The sequence below is a fragment of the Streptomyces canus 299MFChir4.1 genome (genome assembly GCF_000383615.1).
Lineage (GTDB): Bacteria > Actinomycetota > Actinomycetes > Streptomycetales > Streptomycetaceae > Streptomyces > Streptomyces canus_C.
In genome coordinates, this window is the sequence record NZ_KB911601.1 from 40,728 (window position 1) to 56,524 (window position 15,797).

Below are 15,797 nucleotides of genomic sequence, written 5' to 3' on the forward strand. Positions count from 1 at the left end.
AGAGTGTCATTCATGGAGGAACAGATGAGCGAGCAACGAACCGGTCCGGCCGCCGAAGGCCCGGTCCTGGTGGTCGGGGCGACCGGAAAACAGGGCGGAGCGGCTGCGCGAGCACTCCTGGCCGCCGGGGTCCCGGTCCGTGCGCTGGTGCGCGACCCCGACTCCGCGCGCGCCAAAGCACTCGTGGACCTCGGGGCGAGTGTGGCGGTGGGTGACCTCTACGATGCGGACTCGCTGATTCAGCCGTGCACCGGGGTCCGGGCGGTTTTCTCGGTACTCAGTCCGGACATGGCGCGCCCAGAGGCTGATGCCGAGCGGACCCATGCGCGCAACCTCATCTCGGTGGCGGCAGCGGCCGGGGTGCGGCACTTCGTGCAGACATCGGCGTCCGGCGCCGGTCACCATCTGACGGCGCCCGGGTGGGAGCAGGGGCGCTGGCAGCAGTCGTACAGCGATCTGGTGCCGCCGATCAGTGACTACTGGGTCAGCAAGGAGGAGGTCAACGACCTTGTCCGCAAGGCCGGTTTTCCCGTCTGGACCATCCTCTACCCCGCTACGTTCATGGAGATGTTCCTACGCCCCTCGGTCTACTTCGAGGGCCGTACGAGCAACCGTCTGATGGCCGCCGTCGATCCGGAGACGACCTACGCGCTCATCGCGGTCGAGGACATCGGCCGCGCGGCGGCCGCCGCCATCATGGACCCCGAGCGGTTCCATGGTGTCGAGCTGCAACTGGCAGGCGACGTGCTCACCTTCATCGAGATCGCGGAAGTGCTGTCGCGCGCCTGGGGTGAGCAGATCCTCCCGCCCGAGCTGCCGATGACGGCCGAGCAGGCTCTGGCCAAGGGAATGGTCGCACCGATCGTGCAGGCGAGTGAGTGGAACCGCGACGTGGGCCAGCCCGCCACGCCGGAGCAGTTCAGGTCCTTCGGGGGCGAGCCGCTGAGCCTCGAGGCGTGGGCGCTGGCCCTCGCCGCGAGCCGATGAGCGCCGCAGATCAGGTCGAGCGGCTGACTCATCGCTTGTTGGAGCAGCATCCGCCACAGACGACGGGCCGGACGGCGTTTCTCGCCGCCCAGTACGACGCGGGGTTGACCTGGGTGCACCACCCCGCCGGGCGCGGGGGGCTCGGCGGAGAACGGGATGCCCAGCGCAGGGTGTTCGAACTGCTTACAGCCGCCGGTGCGCCGAACCTCCAGGTCGAGAGCAGGCTGGCCTACTCGATGGGCGCGCCGAGCGTACTCGAGTGGGGCAGCGGCGAGCAGCAGGAACGTTATCTGCGGGCCATCGCGACGGGGGAACGCTGGTGTCAGCTGTTCTCCGAGCCGGGTGCCGGCTCGGACCTCGCCGCGATCGACACACGGGCCGTTCGCGAGCAGGGCGGTTGGCGGGTGACCGGACAGAAGGTATGGACATCCATGGCCGCCTCGTCTCAGCGGGGCATGTTGCTCGCGCGCACCGATCCTGCTCAGCCCAAGCACCGAGGACTCACCTACTTCCTGCTCGATCTGGCGACTCCGGGGGTCGAGATCCGGCCCTTGCGCCAGATCACTGGCGAAGCGGAGTTCAGCGAGGTGTACCTGACCGACGTCTTCATCCCCGACACCGACCGCCTTGGCCCGGTGAACGCGGGCTGGAAAGTCGCGATGTCGACCTTGATGAACGAACGTGACATGTTCGGCACGAAGGCGACCGAGAGCGGTCCCGTCGAGCTCGCGCTCGCCCTGTACCGCGAGAGAGCCGGCGGTGATCCTGACCTCCGAACCAGGATGGTGCGGCTGTGGCTGCGCGGACACGTCCTCCGTCTGTACGCCGCTCGCGCCGCCAGACGGTCGACCGGGACGCCTGGTCCGCAGAGTTCCGTGAGCAAGGTCGGTTTCGCCGAACTGAACAAGGACGGCTACGAACTCTGCCTCGACCTGCTCGGCGACGAGGCGCTGCTCTACGACACCTATGAACCCGACGAGCTCACGGCGCACTCCGGCACGGCTGCCTCCCGGGACCCGCGCCGGCTCTTCCTGCGCTCCCGGGCCAACTCCATCGAAGGTGGGACGACAGAGATCATGCGCAACATCCTCGCCGAGCGAGTGCTTGGCCTGCCTGCCGAGCCGAGGGTCGACAAAGACCTTCCCTACTCCTCGCTCCGGCGTGGCTAGCTCGCCGCCGACCGCGGCCGGCGTGGACGAGCCGGACGAGCTGCGCGACCTCCGCTCGACCTTGCATCGGATGCTGGCGAGCACGGCGCCCGAGTCCGTCGTACGCGAACATCTCGATTCACCCGAGGGATTCGACCGTTCGGCATGGACGCGCCTGGCCACAGAGATCGGGGTCCAGGGGTTGGCCGTGGCAGAGGAGTACGGCGGCGCTGGATGCGGGATGCGCGAGCTGGCGGTCGCCGGCGAGGAGCTCGGCTACTCGCTGTTCCCCGGGCCGTTCCTGTCCACGGTGCTGCTGAGCGCGACGCTCATAGCCCGGTCGCGGGACACTGCGGCGATGCGGGCCCTGCTCCCCGGGATAGCCGACGGCTCTCTTGTCTGCACACTCGCACTGCCTCAGCACGGCGCGGGCTGGGATGCCGACGCCACCACCGTGACCGCCGTCGCGGACGCGGGCACGTGGACACTGACCGGGACCATCGACCACGTCCTCGACGGCCAGGTCGCCGACGTCATTCTGGTCCCGGCCCGCCACGACGGCATGATCTCGGTGTTCAGAGTGGACACGAACAGTCCAGCGGTCGAGGTCCGGCCGACCCTCTCCATGGACCAGACGCGACGGTTCGCGCACGTCGATCTCACCTCGGCGTCCGCCCTGAGAATCGGCGCGCCGGGTTCGGCTCGGCAGCTCCTCGCGGACGCAGGGGCGGTCGGCTCCGTCGGCCTGGCCGCCGATCAGATGGGGGGCGCGCGGCGGATGCTCGAGGTCACCGCCGATTACGCCCGGACCCGGTACCAGTTCGGGCGTCCGATCGGTTCGTTCCAGGCCGTGAAGCATGCCCTCGCGAACATGCTCATCAGCACCGAGCTCGCCCGAGCCGCTCTCGACGACGCGGTGCGCGCGGTGGACGAGAATGCGTCGGACGTGGGCACCGCGGTAAGTGTCGCGAACATTGTCTGCTCAGAGGCCTACTACGACGTCGCGGCAGCGGCGATCCAACTGCACGGAGGTATCGGCTTCACCTGGGAACACAGCGCTCACCTCTACTTCAAGCGCGCGACGGCTGACCGTGTTCTCCTGGGCACACCGGCCCACCACGCGCAGCGCCTGGCGGGAGCGCTGGGGCTGTGAGCCGGGTGAGGACGCACGCGCCACCTACGAGTGCCGTGCGAGCGAAACAGCCGGGAGTTCGAGGCCATGACGGGTGAGCTCGTGGACAAACCTGCCGGTCAGCTCGGCGGCGCTGGGTCGTGCGCCTCCCGTGTCGCCCGGGTCGAGGTGAATCGTCCCGAACCGCTCATGGAGCTCGTCGTACAGGCCGTCGAGCTGGCGGATCCGGAGGCGACGGCTCGCGGAGCGCCAGCTGCCCGCCTGCCCCCGCCGTCCGGCGCCCTGTCGGGTCGTGAGCAGGACAGCGCCCCGGTGCGAGAGCACCCGGGCGCAGTGCAGCAGGTGCGCCCTCGTCGCGGCGAGATCCCACTGCGGATCACGCACGTCGGCCAGCCCCGCAGCCAGGCACACCAGGTGCGGCCGCTGGGCGACGGCGGCGCGCAGCTGGACCCGTCGCACGTCGTACGTCGTGGCTCCTGCGCTTCTCGCGTCGCACCAGGAGAGATCGTGAGCCGCACCGATCACGCGCGCCAGCATCTGAGGCCATCCCCTGCCCATGGGCCCCCTCGACCGCAGGGTCGCGCCGTCACCCATGACCGCCAGCCGGACATAGCAGCGATCCGCTCCCGTCGCAAGCCTCCTCCTGGGCGCCCCGATGGTCAGGTGCGGCGGCTGATAGCTCATCCCTGTCATGTGGAATCCCCTGACGTCGTGGCGGGCGTCACACCCGATCCAGGTCAGGGTCACCGGTCCCGATGCTCCAGCAATCCCTTGATCTACCTACATGCCTACCTATGGTCTCCCCCGCTACGATCGGCTGATGGGTCGATCCGCCCACCGCACCGACGGTGACTCGTTGCCCGCCGAGGTCACTACCTTCGTGGGTCGCCGACATGAGCTGGGCGAAGCCCGGAAACTGCTGTCCACATCGCGGCTGGTGACCCTGACGGGTCCCGGCGGGGTGGGCAAGACCCGACTCGCGATGCGTATCGCCGATCAGGCACGCCGCGCATTTCCTGACGGAGTGGTGCTGGTCGAGCTGGCCGAGGTCCGCAGCGCCGAACTCGTGCCGCACGCTGTCGCCCTGGCTCTGCGGTTTCGCGACGAACCCTCCGGCTGGAGCGCCGAGAACCTGGCCGAGAGGCTCGCAGACAAGCATCTGCTGCTGGTCCTGGACAACTGTGAGCATGTCATTGTGGCCTGTGCCCTGCTGATCAACCGGATCCTGACACGCGCTCCCGAGGTGCATGTCCTCACCACGAGTCGCGAGGCCATGAAGATCGGGGGTGAATACACCTATGCCGTTCCACCACTCCCTGTCCCCACCTGGAACGTGGATTCCCGAGCCGCCGACCTGGCGCAGTACGACGGCGTACGGTTGTTCCTCGACCGGGCGCAGGCCCGAGCACCAGGCTTTGTCATGACCGAGAGAAACGCGCCGCACGTCGCTCAAATCTGTCGCCGACTCGACGGAATCCCCTTGGCGATCGAACTGGCCGCCGACCGCGTACGCGCCCTCCCCGTCGAACAGATCAACGCACGCCTCAGCTCCCGGCTGCGGCTGCTGACGACCGGCGATCGCAGCGCCTCCGCACGTCACCAGACCCTGCTCGCCTCCATCACGTGGAGTTATGACCTCTGCTCTGAGCTTGAGCAGCTCATGTGGGCGCGCCTGTCGGTGTTTCCGAGCAGCTTCGTCGTGTCCGCCGTCGAGTCTGTCTGCACCGGCGACGGCTTGGCCGCGGACGACGTCGTCGACCTGCTGACAGAACTCGTCGAGAAATCCATCCTGACGCGAGAGGAGGATGCCGGCCCCGAGGCGCGGTACCGGATGCTCGGCACCCTGCGCGAGTTCGGTCACGAACGGCTCGTCGAGTCGGGCGAAAGCCGCTCCGTCCAGAAGCGGCTGGTTGTGTGGTGCACGAGACTTGCGAGGCGATACCGCGAAGGCTGGTTCGGGCCCGGCCAGCAGGAGTGGTCATCTCGCCTGCGCACCGAACACCAGAACGTCGCATCCGCGCTGGGCTTCGCCCTGGACGCCCGGGACCCGGCTCAGGCGATGAGCATCGCCTCCGACCTCAATCTTTACTGGGTGACGGCCGGCCTGATATCAGAGGGGCGCCACTGGCTACGGCGCGGCGTCGAGGAGTCCGAGCCGGGCACCCCAGGTCGAGCCACCGCCATGCGCTGGCTCGCGTACTTCTCCTTCTACTTGGGGGACGCCGACCTCGTGCCCCAACTCATTTCCGACGCACTGATTGAGCTCGGGCCCGAGCCTGCCCCCGGCGATCTGGCATACCTACGGTTCGTCGAGGGAATGTCCCAGCTCGCCGAAAGCGATCCGCACGGGGCGCAGGCGCCACTCGACCAGGCGCTCCGCCTGTTCGCGTCCACCGACGACGACGTCGGAAAGGCACACGTCCTCCTTGGCTACGGCCTCACACAGTGGCTGTGCGGGGATCTCGCGTCGGCAAAAGCGCTCCTCCAGGAATGCCTGCAGCTCACCGGGCAGCACGTGGAAAGCACGTTGCATTCAAGTGCCCTGATGAACCTCGGCATGGTCGTCTGGGACGCGGGCGAGCCGGCGGCAGCCGAAGCCATGGTGCTCGAAGCCCTGCAGCTCAAGGTGCACGACGAGGAGCTGATCGGACAGGCGATGTGCCTGGACGCGCTGGCCTGGTTCAGCGTCACCCACGATCCTCAGCGTGCGGCCACCCTGGCCGGATGCGCCGAGACCGCGTGGCGGCGCAGCGGCGCCTCCATCGAAACCGTCAGCGCTCTGAGCAAGTTCCGCGACGCCTCGCTCGAAAAGCTGGGCGCCAAGTTCCCTGATCGCGTGCTGGCCTCATTGATGGCGTCGGGCGCGGAGCTGTCGTCAGCTCAGGCACTGGCCTACGCCACGGGCATGCAAGAGCGCGGCAGCGCGAACGACGACCGCACCGAGGTGTTCCGCCCCCTGACCAACCGTGAGTGGCAGGTGGCGCAGCAAATCGCCGACGGGCTCGGGAATCGGCAGATTGCGGGCCGCCTCGCCATCTCGCCGCGTACCGTGGATGCCCACGTCGCTCACATCCTCGAAAAGCTCGCCTTCAGCAGTCGGGCCCAGGTCGCCGCCTGGGTGGCAGAACGGCAACGCGAGCCACGCGGCTGACGGCCCGCTACCGCGCACGGCACCAACCCCATCCGCGGCACTGACATATGCTGTATCGGACACGATACGTGAACTCGTCTGGAGGGTGTGTGTTCGATGATCGAGCGACCTGACAACCTGACCGATCTCGTCTTCGCCGCGATCCGCAAGCGAATGATCGATGCGAGCCTACCGCCGGGCAGCTCGGTCAGTGAGGCGATGCTTTCCAAGGACCTGAAAGTCAGCAAGACCCCGGTCCGCGAAGCGCTGCTGCAGATGCGCCAGATCGGCCTGGTGGCACCGTCGGGGCGTGGTCTGCGCGTCGTGGTGCCGACCGCTCGCATCATCCGCGACGCCTTCGAGATGCGTGCGGGCCTTGAGGCGGCGGCCGCACGCTACGCCGCGGACCGCGCCACCCGGGAGCAGAAGAACGAGCTGGTGGAGCTCGCGCAGGCCTCCGCCGAGGTGGCCGATGATTTCGAAGCCTTCCGTGACGCGGACACCGCTTTCCACCAGGCCGTCGCTGCGGCCGCAGACAACGCGATGCTGCACAAAGCGGTGGAGGACGCCGTCGTACTCACGCAGGTTCTGCGCCAGCGGGACGTGCACGTCGAGCGGGATTTCGCTCCGGACAGCAGGGAGCACATCAGAATCGCGCAGGCCATCAAGTCCGGTGACAGTGCGGCTGCCGCTGACCGCCTGTCCGAGCACATTCTGCGGATCATGGAACAGCTGCTCGAAGCCTTCGGAGAGAAGGCGACCAGCGCGGGCGGGCTCCACCCCGCTGAGCTGCGCTCGCCCGCCTGAGCGCTGCTCAGAGGAACCCTTCGCCACGCGCCGGACCGTCACGCCACTCGAGAGCGGCTTTGAGGCCGCCCTCTCGAAGCCGCTGCGAGAAGTCCCGGGCACCGGGCCGCAGCGCTCCGCTGAGCGAGTGCATGGCCCACGCCTGATGGAAGTGGGTCCGCATGCCCATGATCTCGTAGGCCTGGTTGACGGACTCCTTGTTGGCGGCGAGCAGTGACGGCGCGATGTGGCTCATCGCGCGCAGCTCACGCATCGTCTGCTCCTCAAGCTCCTCGGGAGGAAACGACTTCGCGACCCATCCCATGGCTGCCGCTTCGGCGCCCGTCACGCTGTTCCCCGTGAGCTGCAGGTACTTCGCCTGGGCCATGGTCATCTTCCACGGGAAGTACGGGATGTCGGGCGAGGTCATTCCGCGCACCGGCGGATAGCCGATCTGGGCGTCATCGGCGACGAAGGCGATGTCGCACAGGGACATCAGCTCGGTCCCTCCGGCAAGGCAATGGCCATGCACCATGGCGACCACCGGCTTCAGCAGGTCCCAGACGTTCATCCAGTCGCGCAGGCAACTGCGCGCCCACTGGTCGGTCCAGCCGTCGAACTCCTCGGCGTCGATCCACCGTTCCGGACGGGTCCCGTCGTCCCAGTAGGACTTCGCCTCCGCCTCTCCGCTCTCCGGATCGGGTCGTCGTCCGGTCGACAGGGCATAACCACCCGAGAACGATGGTCCGTTGGCTCGTATCAGGACAACGGTGACGTCATCGTCGCTCTCGGCTCTCCTGAGCGCGTCAATGAGTTCACGGCGCAGCCGGAACGTGAGCGCGTTGCGCCGTGCCGGCTGGTTCAAGGTCACTGTGGCGATCCGGTCCTCGACGGAGTAGAGGATCTCCTGATACTCCGCCGCGGATTCGCCGGCCTCGGAGGGTGTCGTCATGGCTGCTCCTCGCGTGCTGCATGCGCTTCGAGCCTGGCCCGGAGCTCGGACTTGAGTACCTTCCCGGCCGGATTGCGGGGCAAGGGGCTGGTCAGGACGACCACGACGGCGGGAACCTTGTAGGCGGCGGCGCGCCGGGCGACATGGTGCTGGAGCTCTGCCGGCGTGATCGCCGACCCGGCTCGTACCTGCACCGCCGCCGCCACCTCTTCACCGAGGATGTCGTGCGGGATGCCGAAGACCCCGGCGTCGACCACGTCCGGGTGGGTGGCGAGCAGCCCCTCCACCTCGGCGCAGTAGACGTTCTCGCCGCCGCGCAGGACCACGTCCTTGATCCGGTCGACGATCCTCAGGAACCCCTCGTCGTCCACGGTCACCAGGTCCCCGGTGGCGAACCAGCCCTCGGCGTCGCAGAAGGATTCGTCCGGCCGGTTCCAGTAGCCCCTGGCCAGAGTGGCCCCCCGCATCCAGGCCTCGCCGACCTCGCCCGGGCCGGCGTCGGACCCGTCGGCGGCCACCACCCGGACCTGGCTGACCGGAAACGGCCGCCCGACCGCGTCCGGCCGGTCGAAGAAGTCGGACGACGCGATGCCCACCATGGGACCCGTTGTCTCGGTGAGGCCGTAACCGGTGCTGGCCAGGACCTCTCGCCGGAACTGGCGCCCGATCCGCTGGATCTGGTTGCCGGGCGTGGGTGCGCCACCGGTCCCGATCTGGCGAAGACTCGGCAGGGTCGTACCCCTCGCCTCAGCCTCGTCAAGCAACTGCCGCACCATCGTGGGGACACCCGCGAAACCATCGAGGCCAAGACTGTCCATGAGGGCTACGGCCTTGGCGGCGTTCCATCGACGCATGAACACCAGGTGATGCCCGCGCCAGGCGGCGACATAGAGCTTGGGGAGGTTGGAGATGTGAAACAGCGGCCCCCCGACGAGGGCCTGCGCGGGGGTGCGCACGGGCCGGACCGGTTCCGACCGGGCGCGGTTCGTCGCTGCGTGCAGGGCCCCCTGGTAGAGGATGTTCATGAGTGCGGTGGTGTGGGCACGATGCGTGGCGACGACACCCTTGGGCTGTCCGGTCGTGCCGGAGGTGTACATGATGGTGGCATCGTCGTCGGGCGAGATCGCGGCAGCGAGGGTGCCGAGGTCGGCGGCGGGGCCCGCCACGATGTCGTGCCAGGCCAGATCTCCCGAGTGCGCCTTCGGTTCCGCTTCGACCACCGCGCGGAGCGCCGGCAGACCAGAGCGCTGCTCGCCGACGAGCCGCGCGCGCTCACCGTCGGCGAACAGCAGGCAGGCGCCGCAGTCGGCCAGCGAGCGGGCCAGCTCTTCCCCGTTCCACCAGGAATTGAGCGGCACGGCTACGGCGCCGAGACTGGTCACGGCCGCGAACGAGAGTGCCCATTCGGGGTAGTTGCGCATGGCGATGGCAACGCGGTCGCCCGGGCGGACTCCGTGATCGATGACCAGGCTTCCCGCGATGCGGCTCACCGTGTCGGAGTAGTGCGACCACGACACCGTGCGGTCCTCGTAGGAGAGGGCCGCGGTGTCGCCCCACGACGCGGCTCGTCCGAATACCTCGGCCAGCGTCGAGGGCGCGTTCCGGTAGACCGCTGTCCGGAGACCGCGCACCATCACTGTCGAGGTCTCGAAGTCAGCACCGGGTGCCACCAACGCGGCCTCGATCGCAGCACGTGTCAATCGCGTTTCTGTGCGGGCGCCAGTCACAGGCCGACCACGGTCGCGGCAACAATGCCACCTGCAAGACGGCCACCGGACTTCTCGACGACCGACAGCGGTTCAGCGACCGGGTCCACCGCATCCGGCGCCAGGGATGCTGGCGGTGCGATCGGCTCCCTGCGGGTGGCGATGCTCTCAGAAATGAGCGTGCTCCTCACTCTCGGGTTGAGTGACAACCAGGTTTCCCCGGATCTGCCGATCGGGCCACTGTTCGGTTCCGCCGGACTGAACATCCGCATGTTCAGGTGATGTCGGCCTCGCCGAGCGGGCTCAGAGTGGCGAAGGCGCTCTCGTGAAAGACGAGCGGTGGGACGTCGTAGGAGAGGCTGAGTGCCCGGATCCGGAGCAGCACCATGGTGTGGTCTCCAGCCGGTGTCTCACTCTCGAGGACGCAGTCGAAGCGCGATACCGAGTTGGCCAGGAAAACCGCGCCGCCTTCCGTGACGTTGCCGAGATCGATGTTCGTGAAGCGGTCCCCCTCACGCGCCGCCAGCTGGCGGGCCTCGAGTTGCTGGTCGGAGGCGAGCACGCTGACACCGAGTGAGGGAAGTTCACGCAGCACCGCCCAGGTGCGCGAGCTGTTCTGAGTCGCCACACCGATCAGCGGCGGGTCGAGCGAGACCGGGATGAAGGCGCTGATGGCCATCCCGACCGTCTCCCCCTCGGGTGTCGTGCCGCACAGCGCCACGACACCACTCGGGAAGGTGCCGAACGTACGACGCAGTACCTCGGGGGTCGGATGCGTGTCGTTGATGTAGGGCGTGTCCCGGGTCATCTCCGAGCTCCTCATACCAGTCCCTCGGCAATCGCCGCGTCGATGCTTGGCTTCTCACCCAAGTAACTCGCCTCCAGCAGCTCCGCGTCCCGCCGGAGCTCGGAGGCTGTGCCCTCCGCGACCACCGAACCGTGAGCCATCACGTATCCGCGGTCGGCGACCGTCAGCGCGGCGAGGATGTGCTGCTCGACCAGGAGCACTCCCATCCCCCGATCGTCGGCGATGCTCCTGACGATCGGGAGCAGTCGCTCGACGATGATCGGGGCGAGCCCCAGGCTCATCTCGTCCAGAAGGATCACCTGCGGGTCGGCGACCAGGGCGCCTGCCAGAGCCAACATCTGCTGTTCACCGCCGGACAGCAGTCCGGCGCGCCTCCCCATCAAGCCGACGAGCACGGGGAAGTGACCGAGGACGTCATCGATGGACACGCCTGAGCGGCGGTGTCGCCGGAGGCGGAGATTCTCCGCCACGGTCAACCGGTAGAACAATCCGCGCCCTTCGGGCACGAGGGCGAGTCCGCGGCGTGCCACGACGTGGGCGGCCGCAGGGGCCGGTTTTCCGCCGACGTGCACGGAGCCGCCCAGTTTCGGCAGGGCACCGGCGATGGTCAGCAGGCTGGTCGTCTTGCCGGCGCCGTTGGCTCCCAGGAGACACACGACCTCTCCCGCCGCGACGGTCAGGTTGAGGTCGCGGACGACGGGAAGCTTCCCGTAGCCACAGGTGAGATCTTGGGTTTCGATGAGCGCGGTCATGATCCCACCTCTTCCTTTCCGACGGGGGCGTCGTCTGCCTCTTCTGTCGTCTCGAACGACTGGTTGCCCAGGTAGGACTTGAGGACGAGTGGATCGGTGCGCACCGCTTCAGGAGTGCCGGCAGCGATCTGTTTGCCGAATTCGATGACGTAGACGCGGTCGCAGACGCTCATCACCAAGTGCATGTCGTGGTCGATGAGCAGGCAGCCGACACCGGTGGCCGCGATCCGGCGGAGCTGGTCGCCGAAGGCGAGGCTCTCGGTACTGTCCAATCCGGCGGCCGGCTCGTCCAGCAGCAGCACCTGCGGTTCCATGGCCAGTGCCCGCGCCATGCCCACCGCCTTCTGCCTGCCGAGCGGCAATTCGGAAGGTTTGCGATCTGCGACGTCGGTCAGCGACATGAGGGCCAGAGCCCGCTCGACCGGAGCAGACGCCGGGGTGGTGGGCCGCACGGTGTCGCGGAGCATGCCCAGGGCTTCGTTGCCCGTCTCATTGGCGACGCGCACGTTGTCGCCGACTGTGAGGTCCTCGAAGAGTTCACCGGCCTGCCATGTTCTGACCAGGCCACGTCGCGCGCGTTCGTGCGCCGGCTGCTGGTCGAGGCGGTCCCCTGCCAGGTCCACCTCCCCAGAGCTGCGGGTGAATCCCGTCAGGGCGTCGACGAAGCTCGTCTTGCCGGCGCCATTGGGACCGATGAGACCGACGATCTCACCGGCACGCACCTCGATGTCCACGTCGGACACGGCTTCGACACCGCCGTACCTGACAGTGACCCCCCGAGCGGAGAGCGATACGTCTCCGATCTGCCGGGGGGTGTCCACCATGACCGGACTGCTGTCGGACTCGACGGCCTGTGCCATGGGCTTCGCCGGGGACTTGCGAGGCGCCAGACGGGCCCGTGCCTTCTCGTAGTCCGACCGGGTCTTGCCCGCGATGCCGATCGGATTGAACAGGACCGTGAGGATGAGCGAAATGCCCGTGATCAGCATGTAGTAGCTGCCGAGGTGGAGATTGCGGTCCATGAACACATAGACGATGCCGAGGCTCGCCGACACCCCGGCGAGGGCGGCGCCGCTGACGCTGGTGATACCCGACAGGTACGCCACCGCGAGAAACGACAGACCGATGAACACCCCGAAGGAATCGGCCGACAGCTGACCGCGGCTGTAGCCGATGAGGCCGCCGCCCAGGCCCGCCAAGAAAGAGGAGGCCGCGAACGCTGCGAGCTTGACTCTCGGAACATTGATGCCGATGGCCGCGGCGGCTCGCTCGTTCGATCGGATCGCCAGCATTGTCCTGCCGGTGCCGGACCGCATGAGGTTTCCGACGCAGATGGACGCCAGCACCACGATGACGAGGACCATGACACCGAAGGGCAGCCGCGCGATGTCCTGGCCACCGCGCACGGAGAGATTCCACCCGAAGAGGACCGGGTCGGGAATGAGGTTCGCCGTCGCCGAGACGATCTTCGGGTTGGCAAGCACGAAGTCCTGGAGCGTGAGCGCGGCCGCCAGCGTCACCACGGCGAGTTGTGCACCGCGGATGCGCAGCGCCGGGATGCCGACGAACACTCCGGCGACGGCCGCGAGAGCCGCCGCGATGAACAGCGACAAGGGGAACGGCACCGAGTCACCGAGCTTGGACAGGACGATGCCGGCGACTCCTGCGAATGCCGCCTGTGCGAGAGAGATCTGACCGAGCAGTCCGGTCAGCAGCACCAGGGAGAGGGCGATCAGCGACACGGCCAGGCTGGTGATGACACCGAACCGGTAGGTGCCGGACGTCAGGGCGAGGGCGGCAAGTCCGACGGCCGACCACAGCGCCACCATATGAGGACGGTTGCGTGGGACCAGCACGGCCGGAAGCGAGGACCGGACGTCGTCTCCACGGGTGGGAATCGCGCGGCCCAGCACGAAGAGGGCCACCACGATCACCAGGAAGGGCACCACGTTGGTGAGCCCCTGCTTGGCCCACTCCGGCCACCAGTCCTTGGTCTGGCTGAGGTACTGGAGAATGGACTGGACCACACCGAGCGTCAAGGCTCCGACGAGGCCGACCGTGAGCGAGCTCAATCGGGCGACGAGCGCACCTGCCAGCGCGGGGACCACCAGAAGCGGCATGGTCGAGGGGGAAAGGGTTCCCGTGGCGGGTCCGGCCAGCACCAGGATCAGGGCGGTGAACATGGAGGAGACCGTCCAGGTGACCAGACCGGTGACCGTGGGCGACAGCCTGGCGAACCCGGCCGCCCGCTCGTTCTCCGCGGAGGCCTGGATGGCCAGACCCATCCGGGACTTGCGGAACCAGAGGGCCAGCCCGACCGACAGCACCACGGCGATGCCGACGAGCCAGAGCCGGTCCTTGGCGACGTTGACGCCGGCCATTTCGACTGCGCCCTGTGGGAGGCTTACCGATCGCAGCAGCGGAACCGTTCCGTACTTGAGCCCTACGACGGCCTGCAGTGTGAGCAGGATCCCGACGGCGGCGACCACCTTCGCCAGGGGAGGTGCTTTGCGCAGCGGCCTGGAGACCGCCAACTCGGTCAAGGCACCCAGGAGTCCGGCAACCGCCACCGCGATCGCGACGGCCAGCCAGGTGGGCGTATCCCCGACGTCGAACGAAGGAAGCCATGGCACCGGCAGTGTCAGTCTTCCTTGCTGCAGCTCCTCGTAGACGTACATGGGTACCGCGGCCATCGCCGCGGCCGCGAAGTTGATCATGCCTGTGCCCTGGTACGTCAGAACGACCCCGAGCGTCAGAGCGGCATACACCGCTCCGACACCCAGGCCGAGCACGAGGAAGAGGAGGATTTCGCTCACTGTGTGGCTCTCGCCTTCTCGCTCGAAGGACCTGTCCCGTTACGGCAGGACCGCGGACATGTCGACAGGCTGGTCAGGCAGCGGCTCCAGGACACGGTCCTTGCCCGGGGTGGCGTAGACGTTCCCGAAGCCGCAGGCCGTCGTGCCGGGCCACGTCGCCGCGGAGCAGTCCCATCCGTTGAGGCGGAAGGGTTCCCGTTCGCCCTTCCACGTCCTCAGCCCGCTGTGAACGACCTGGGCCGTCACCGGGCTGGTCTTGGCACCGACGTCACGAAGCAGCTGACCGGCCATGAGCGCGGTGTAGAAACCGGTCTGGCGCTGGGTCACGCTGCCCTTCTTCGGCATGTTCGAGGTGTACGCCTCGAAGACGTCGAGGTCCTTCTTCACCTTGGCCGGGGGGTTGGCGAATTCGGGGAGGTAGTACGGGGCACTGAACAGGACCTTCTGGAGCACGCTCGGGTCGAGCTGCGGGATGATCTCCGTGTTCGCCCCGGCGGTGATGTAGCCGCTGAAGCCCGCCGACCGGAACGCGGGCACAGCCGCCAGGCCTTCGGCGGCGACATAGGTGCTGATCGCATCCGGTCCCCAGGCGAGGACCGTCGCCGACTGAACCGTCCAGTCGGACTGGGCCGGAACGTAGAACACCTTCGTCGTGAGCTTCAGCTTGGTCGCGGCAGGCTCGATGACCGTGCGGTAGGTGTCGTGACTCGCGGGGTTGTCCACCAGGACGACGGCGACTTTGGAGGCACCGAGCTTCTGCAGCTGGACGAGGTTGGCCGCGTAGCCCTCCTGCGCCGACCCCTGCATGAAGTAGGCGTCGCCCACGGCTGAGTTCATGCCTGGCGTCAGCGGGAAGTTGCCCAGTTCCGCGACGCCGGCGGACTTCAGGACGGGAAGCATGGCGTCAGCGCCGAAATCGGCGCCCTGCACGGCCAGCACGGCCTTCTGCTCGACGAACTGGTTGGCGCAGTTGACCGACGCCTCGGGCGTGCCGTCGGTCTTGCAGTTGATTGTCTTGAGCGGATGGCCGTCGATGCCGCCCAGCTGCTGGTTGATGTACTTCACGCCGGCCTCGAAGCCGAGACGTACATCGGCGAGCGAGATGGCACCGCCCTCAAGATTGTGAAAGCCGATCGTGACCGGGGTCTTCGAGTCGTCCGCGGCCGTGCCGCCTGTCAATGCCGCCTTCTGGGACGCCGAAGCGGACGAATCCGTCTCGCTGCCGGAGTCAGTGCTTCCACAGGCGGTACTCACAGCGAGCAGGGTGGCGAGAGCGAATCCCCCCGCGAGCTTGGATGTTCTCACTGTGTCACCTCTCGGTTGAGCAGGCGGTCCCGCCACCTGCTCCAGCTGCGCGTGCGATTGACATCACCCGCCGGGTGGAGCGGCACGATACATGAGATATCGTACGTCGCAATAGAGTCGAGCGGAGGATTCATGAAGACGCTTCGTGTAGCTCGTGATGGCCGGGGCTGCCCCCGGCTCGAGTCCCTGCCACTGCCGTTCGTCACGCCAGGTCCCACCGCTACCGACGCTGACCGTGAACTGGCTCCTGGGGCCGGCAGTATGTCCGCTGTGCG

The 15,797-nt window shown here is 67.8% G+C and carries 13 protein-coding genes; 5 read left to right on the forward strand and 8 right to left on the reverse strand.

The window, feature by feature from the left end:
• Positions 1 to 24 precede the first annotated feature (24 nt).
• From H293_RS50380 to H293_RS0132335, 3 genes are read left to right on the forward strand one after another with little or no spacing between them, the layout of a single operon-like run.
• Entirely contained in the window at positions 25 to 987 is a 963-nt protein-coding gene (locus H293_RS50380) for an NmrA family NAD(P)-binding protein (RefSeq protein WP_020121965.1), read from the forward strand.
• Entirely contained in the window at positions 984 to 2,156 is a 1,173-nt protein-coding gene (locus H293_RS0132330; protein WP_028808387.1) for an acyl-CoA dehydrogenase family protein, read from the forward strand. The genes H293_RS50380 and H293_RS0132330 overlap by 4 nt, the downstream gene beginning before the upstream one ends.
• A complete protein-coding gene (locus tag H293_RS0132335) occupies positions 2,149 to 3,288 on the forward strand; it encodes an acyl-CoA dehydrogenase family protein (RefSeq protein WP_158694463.1) in 1,140 nt (379 codons plus the stop codon). The genes H293_RS0132330 and H293_RS0132335 overlap by 8 nt, the downstream gene beginning before the upstream one ends.
• Before the next feature lie 24 nt (positions 3,289 to 3,312).
• On the opposite strand, the gene H293_RS0132340 is transcribed toward H293_RS0132335, so the two are convergent.
• Positions 3,313 to 3,804: a hypothetical protein gene (locus H293_RS0132340; protein WP_158694464.1), complete on the reverse strand. Its 492-nt coding sequence runs from the start codon at positions 3,802 to 3,804 to the stop codon at positions 3,313 to 3,315.
• Positions 3,805 to 4,087: 283 nt separating this feature from the next.
• On the opposite strand from H293_RS0132340, the gene H293_RS0132345 reads away from it, so the two are divergent.
• Both H293_RS0132345 and H293_RS0132350 read left to right on the forward strand, forming a co-directional pair.
• Complete coding sequence (locus H293_RS0132345) at positions 4,088 to 6,418, forward strand: ATP-binding protein (protein ID WP_020121969.1); 2,331 nt, start codon at positions 4,088 to 4,090, stop codon at positions 6,416 to 6,418.
• A 96-nt stretch (positions 6,419 to 6,514) separates the two neighbouring features.
• Positions 6,515 to 7,204 (forward strand): GntR family transcriptional regulator, encoded by a 690-nt coding sequence (locus H293_RS0132350; RefSeq protein WP_020121970.1) that lies wholly within the window; start codon positions 6,515 to 6,517, stop codon positions 7,202 to 7,204.
• Between the two features lie 7 nt (positions 7,205 to 7,211).
• Here H293_RS0132350 and H293_RS0132355 read toward each other — a convergent pair whose 3' ends face one another.
• From H293_RS0132355 to H293_RS53855, 7 genes are read right to left on the reverse strand one after another with little or no spacing between them, the layout of a single operon-like run.
• Positions 7,212 to 8,135, reverse strand: coding sequence for an enoyl-CoA hydratase-related protein (locus tag H293_RS0132355; RefSeq protein WP_020121971.1), 924 nt, complete (start codon positions 8,133 to 8,135; stop codon positions 7,212 to 7,214).
• Complete coding sequence (locus H293_RS0132360) at positions 8,132 to 9,835, reverse strand: class I adenylate-forming enzyme family protein (protein ID WP_028808389.1); 1,704 nt, start codon at positions 9,833 to 9,835, stop codon at positions 8,132 to 8,134. The genes H293_RS0132355 and H293_RS0132360 overlap by 4 nt, the downstream gene beginning before the upstream one ends.
• Positions 9,836 to 9,858: 23 nt before the next feature.
• Positions 9,859 to 10,113: a hypothetical protein gene (locus tag H293_RS58565; protein ID WP_158694465.1), complete on the reverse strand. Its 255-nt coding sequence runs from the start codon at positions 10,111 to 10,113 to the stop codon at positions 9,859 to 9,861.
• Positions 10,114 to 10,115: 2 nt separating this feature from the next.
• Positions 10,116 to 10,649 (reverse strand): flavin reductase family protein, encoded by a 534-nt coding sequence (locus H293_RS0132370; protein ID WP_020121974.1) that lies wholly within the window; start codon positions 10,647 to 10,649, stop codon positions 10,116 to 10,118.
• An 11-nt stretch (positions 10,650 to 10,660) separates the two neighbouring features.
• On the reverse strand, positions 10,661 to 11,401 hold the full coding sequence (locus H293_RS0132375) for an ABC transporter ATP-binding protein (protein WP_020121975.1): 741 nt from the start codon (positions 11,399 to 11,401) through the stop codon (positions 10,661 to 10,663).
• Positions 11,398 to 14,217 (reverse strand): branched-chain amino acid ABC transporter permease/ATP-binding protein, encoded by a 2,820-nt coding sequence (locus tag H293_RS0132380; protein ID WP_020121976.1) that lies wholly within the window; start codon positions 14,215 to 14,217, stop codon positions 11,398 to 11,400. The genes H293_RS0132375 and H293_RS0132380 overlap by 4 nt, the downstream gene beginning before the upstream one ends.
• Before the next feature lie 39 nt (positions 14,218 to 14,256).
• The gene (locus H293_RS53855) at positions 14,257 to 15,522 is read right to left on the reverse strand and encodes an ABC transporter substrate-binding protein (RefSeq protein ID WP_158694466.1); all 1,266 of its coding nucleotides are present in this window, start codon (positions 15,520 to 15,522) and stop codon (positions 14,257 to 14,259) included.
• Positions 15,523 to 15,797: the final 275 nt, after the last annotated feature.

What these genes read in the sequence shown, in the direction of transcription:
- H293_RS0132355 (WP_020121971.1), bottom strand. Translation starts at nt 8,135, where the DNA reads ATGACGACACCCTCCGAGGCCGGCGAATCCGCGGCGGAGTATCAGGAG.
- H293_RS0132345 (WP_020121969.1), top strand. Translation starts at nt 4,088, where the DNA reads ATGGGTCGATCCGCCCACCGCACCGACGGTGACTCGTTGCCCGCCGAG.
- H293_RS58565 (WP_158694465.1), bottom strand. Translation starts at nt 10,113, where the DNA reads ATGCGGATGTTCAGTCCGGCGGAACCGAACAGTGGCCCGATCGGCAGA.
- H293_RS0132370 (WP_020121974.1), bottom strand. Translation starts at nt 10,649, where the DNA reads ATGACCCGGGACACGCCCTACATCAACGACACGCATCCGACCCCCGAG.
- H293_RS50380 (WP_020121965.1), top strand. Translation starts at nt 25, where the DNA reads ATGAGCGAGCAACGAACCGGTCCGGCCGCCGAAGGCCCGGTCCTGGTG.
- H293_RS0132340 (WP_158694464.1), bottom strand. Translation starts at nt 3,804, where the DNA reads ATGCTGGCGCGCGTGATCGGTGCGGCTCACGATCTCTCCTGGTGCGAC.
- H293_RS0132330 (WP_028808387.1), top strand. Translation starts at nt 984, where the DNA reads ATGAGCGCCGCAGATCAGGTCGAGCGGCTGACTCATCGCTTGTTGGAG.
- H293_RS0132375 (WP_020121975.1), bottom strand. Translation starts at nt 11,401, where the DNA reads ATGACCGCGCTCATCGAAACCCAAGATCTCACCTGTGGCTACGGGAAG.
- H293_RS0132350 (WP_020121970.1), top strand. Translation starts at nt 6,515, where the DNA reads ATGATCGAGCGACCTGACAACCTGACCGATCTCGTCTTCGCCGCGATC.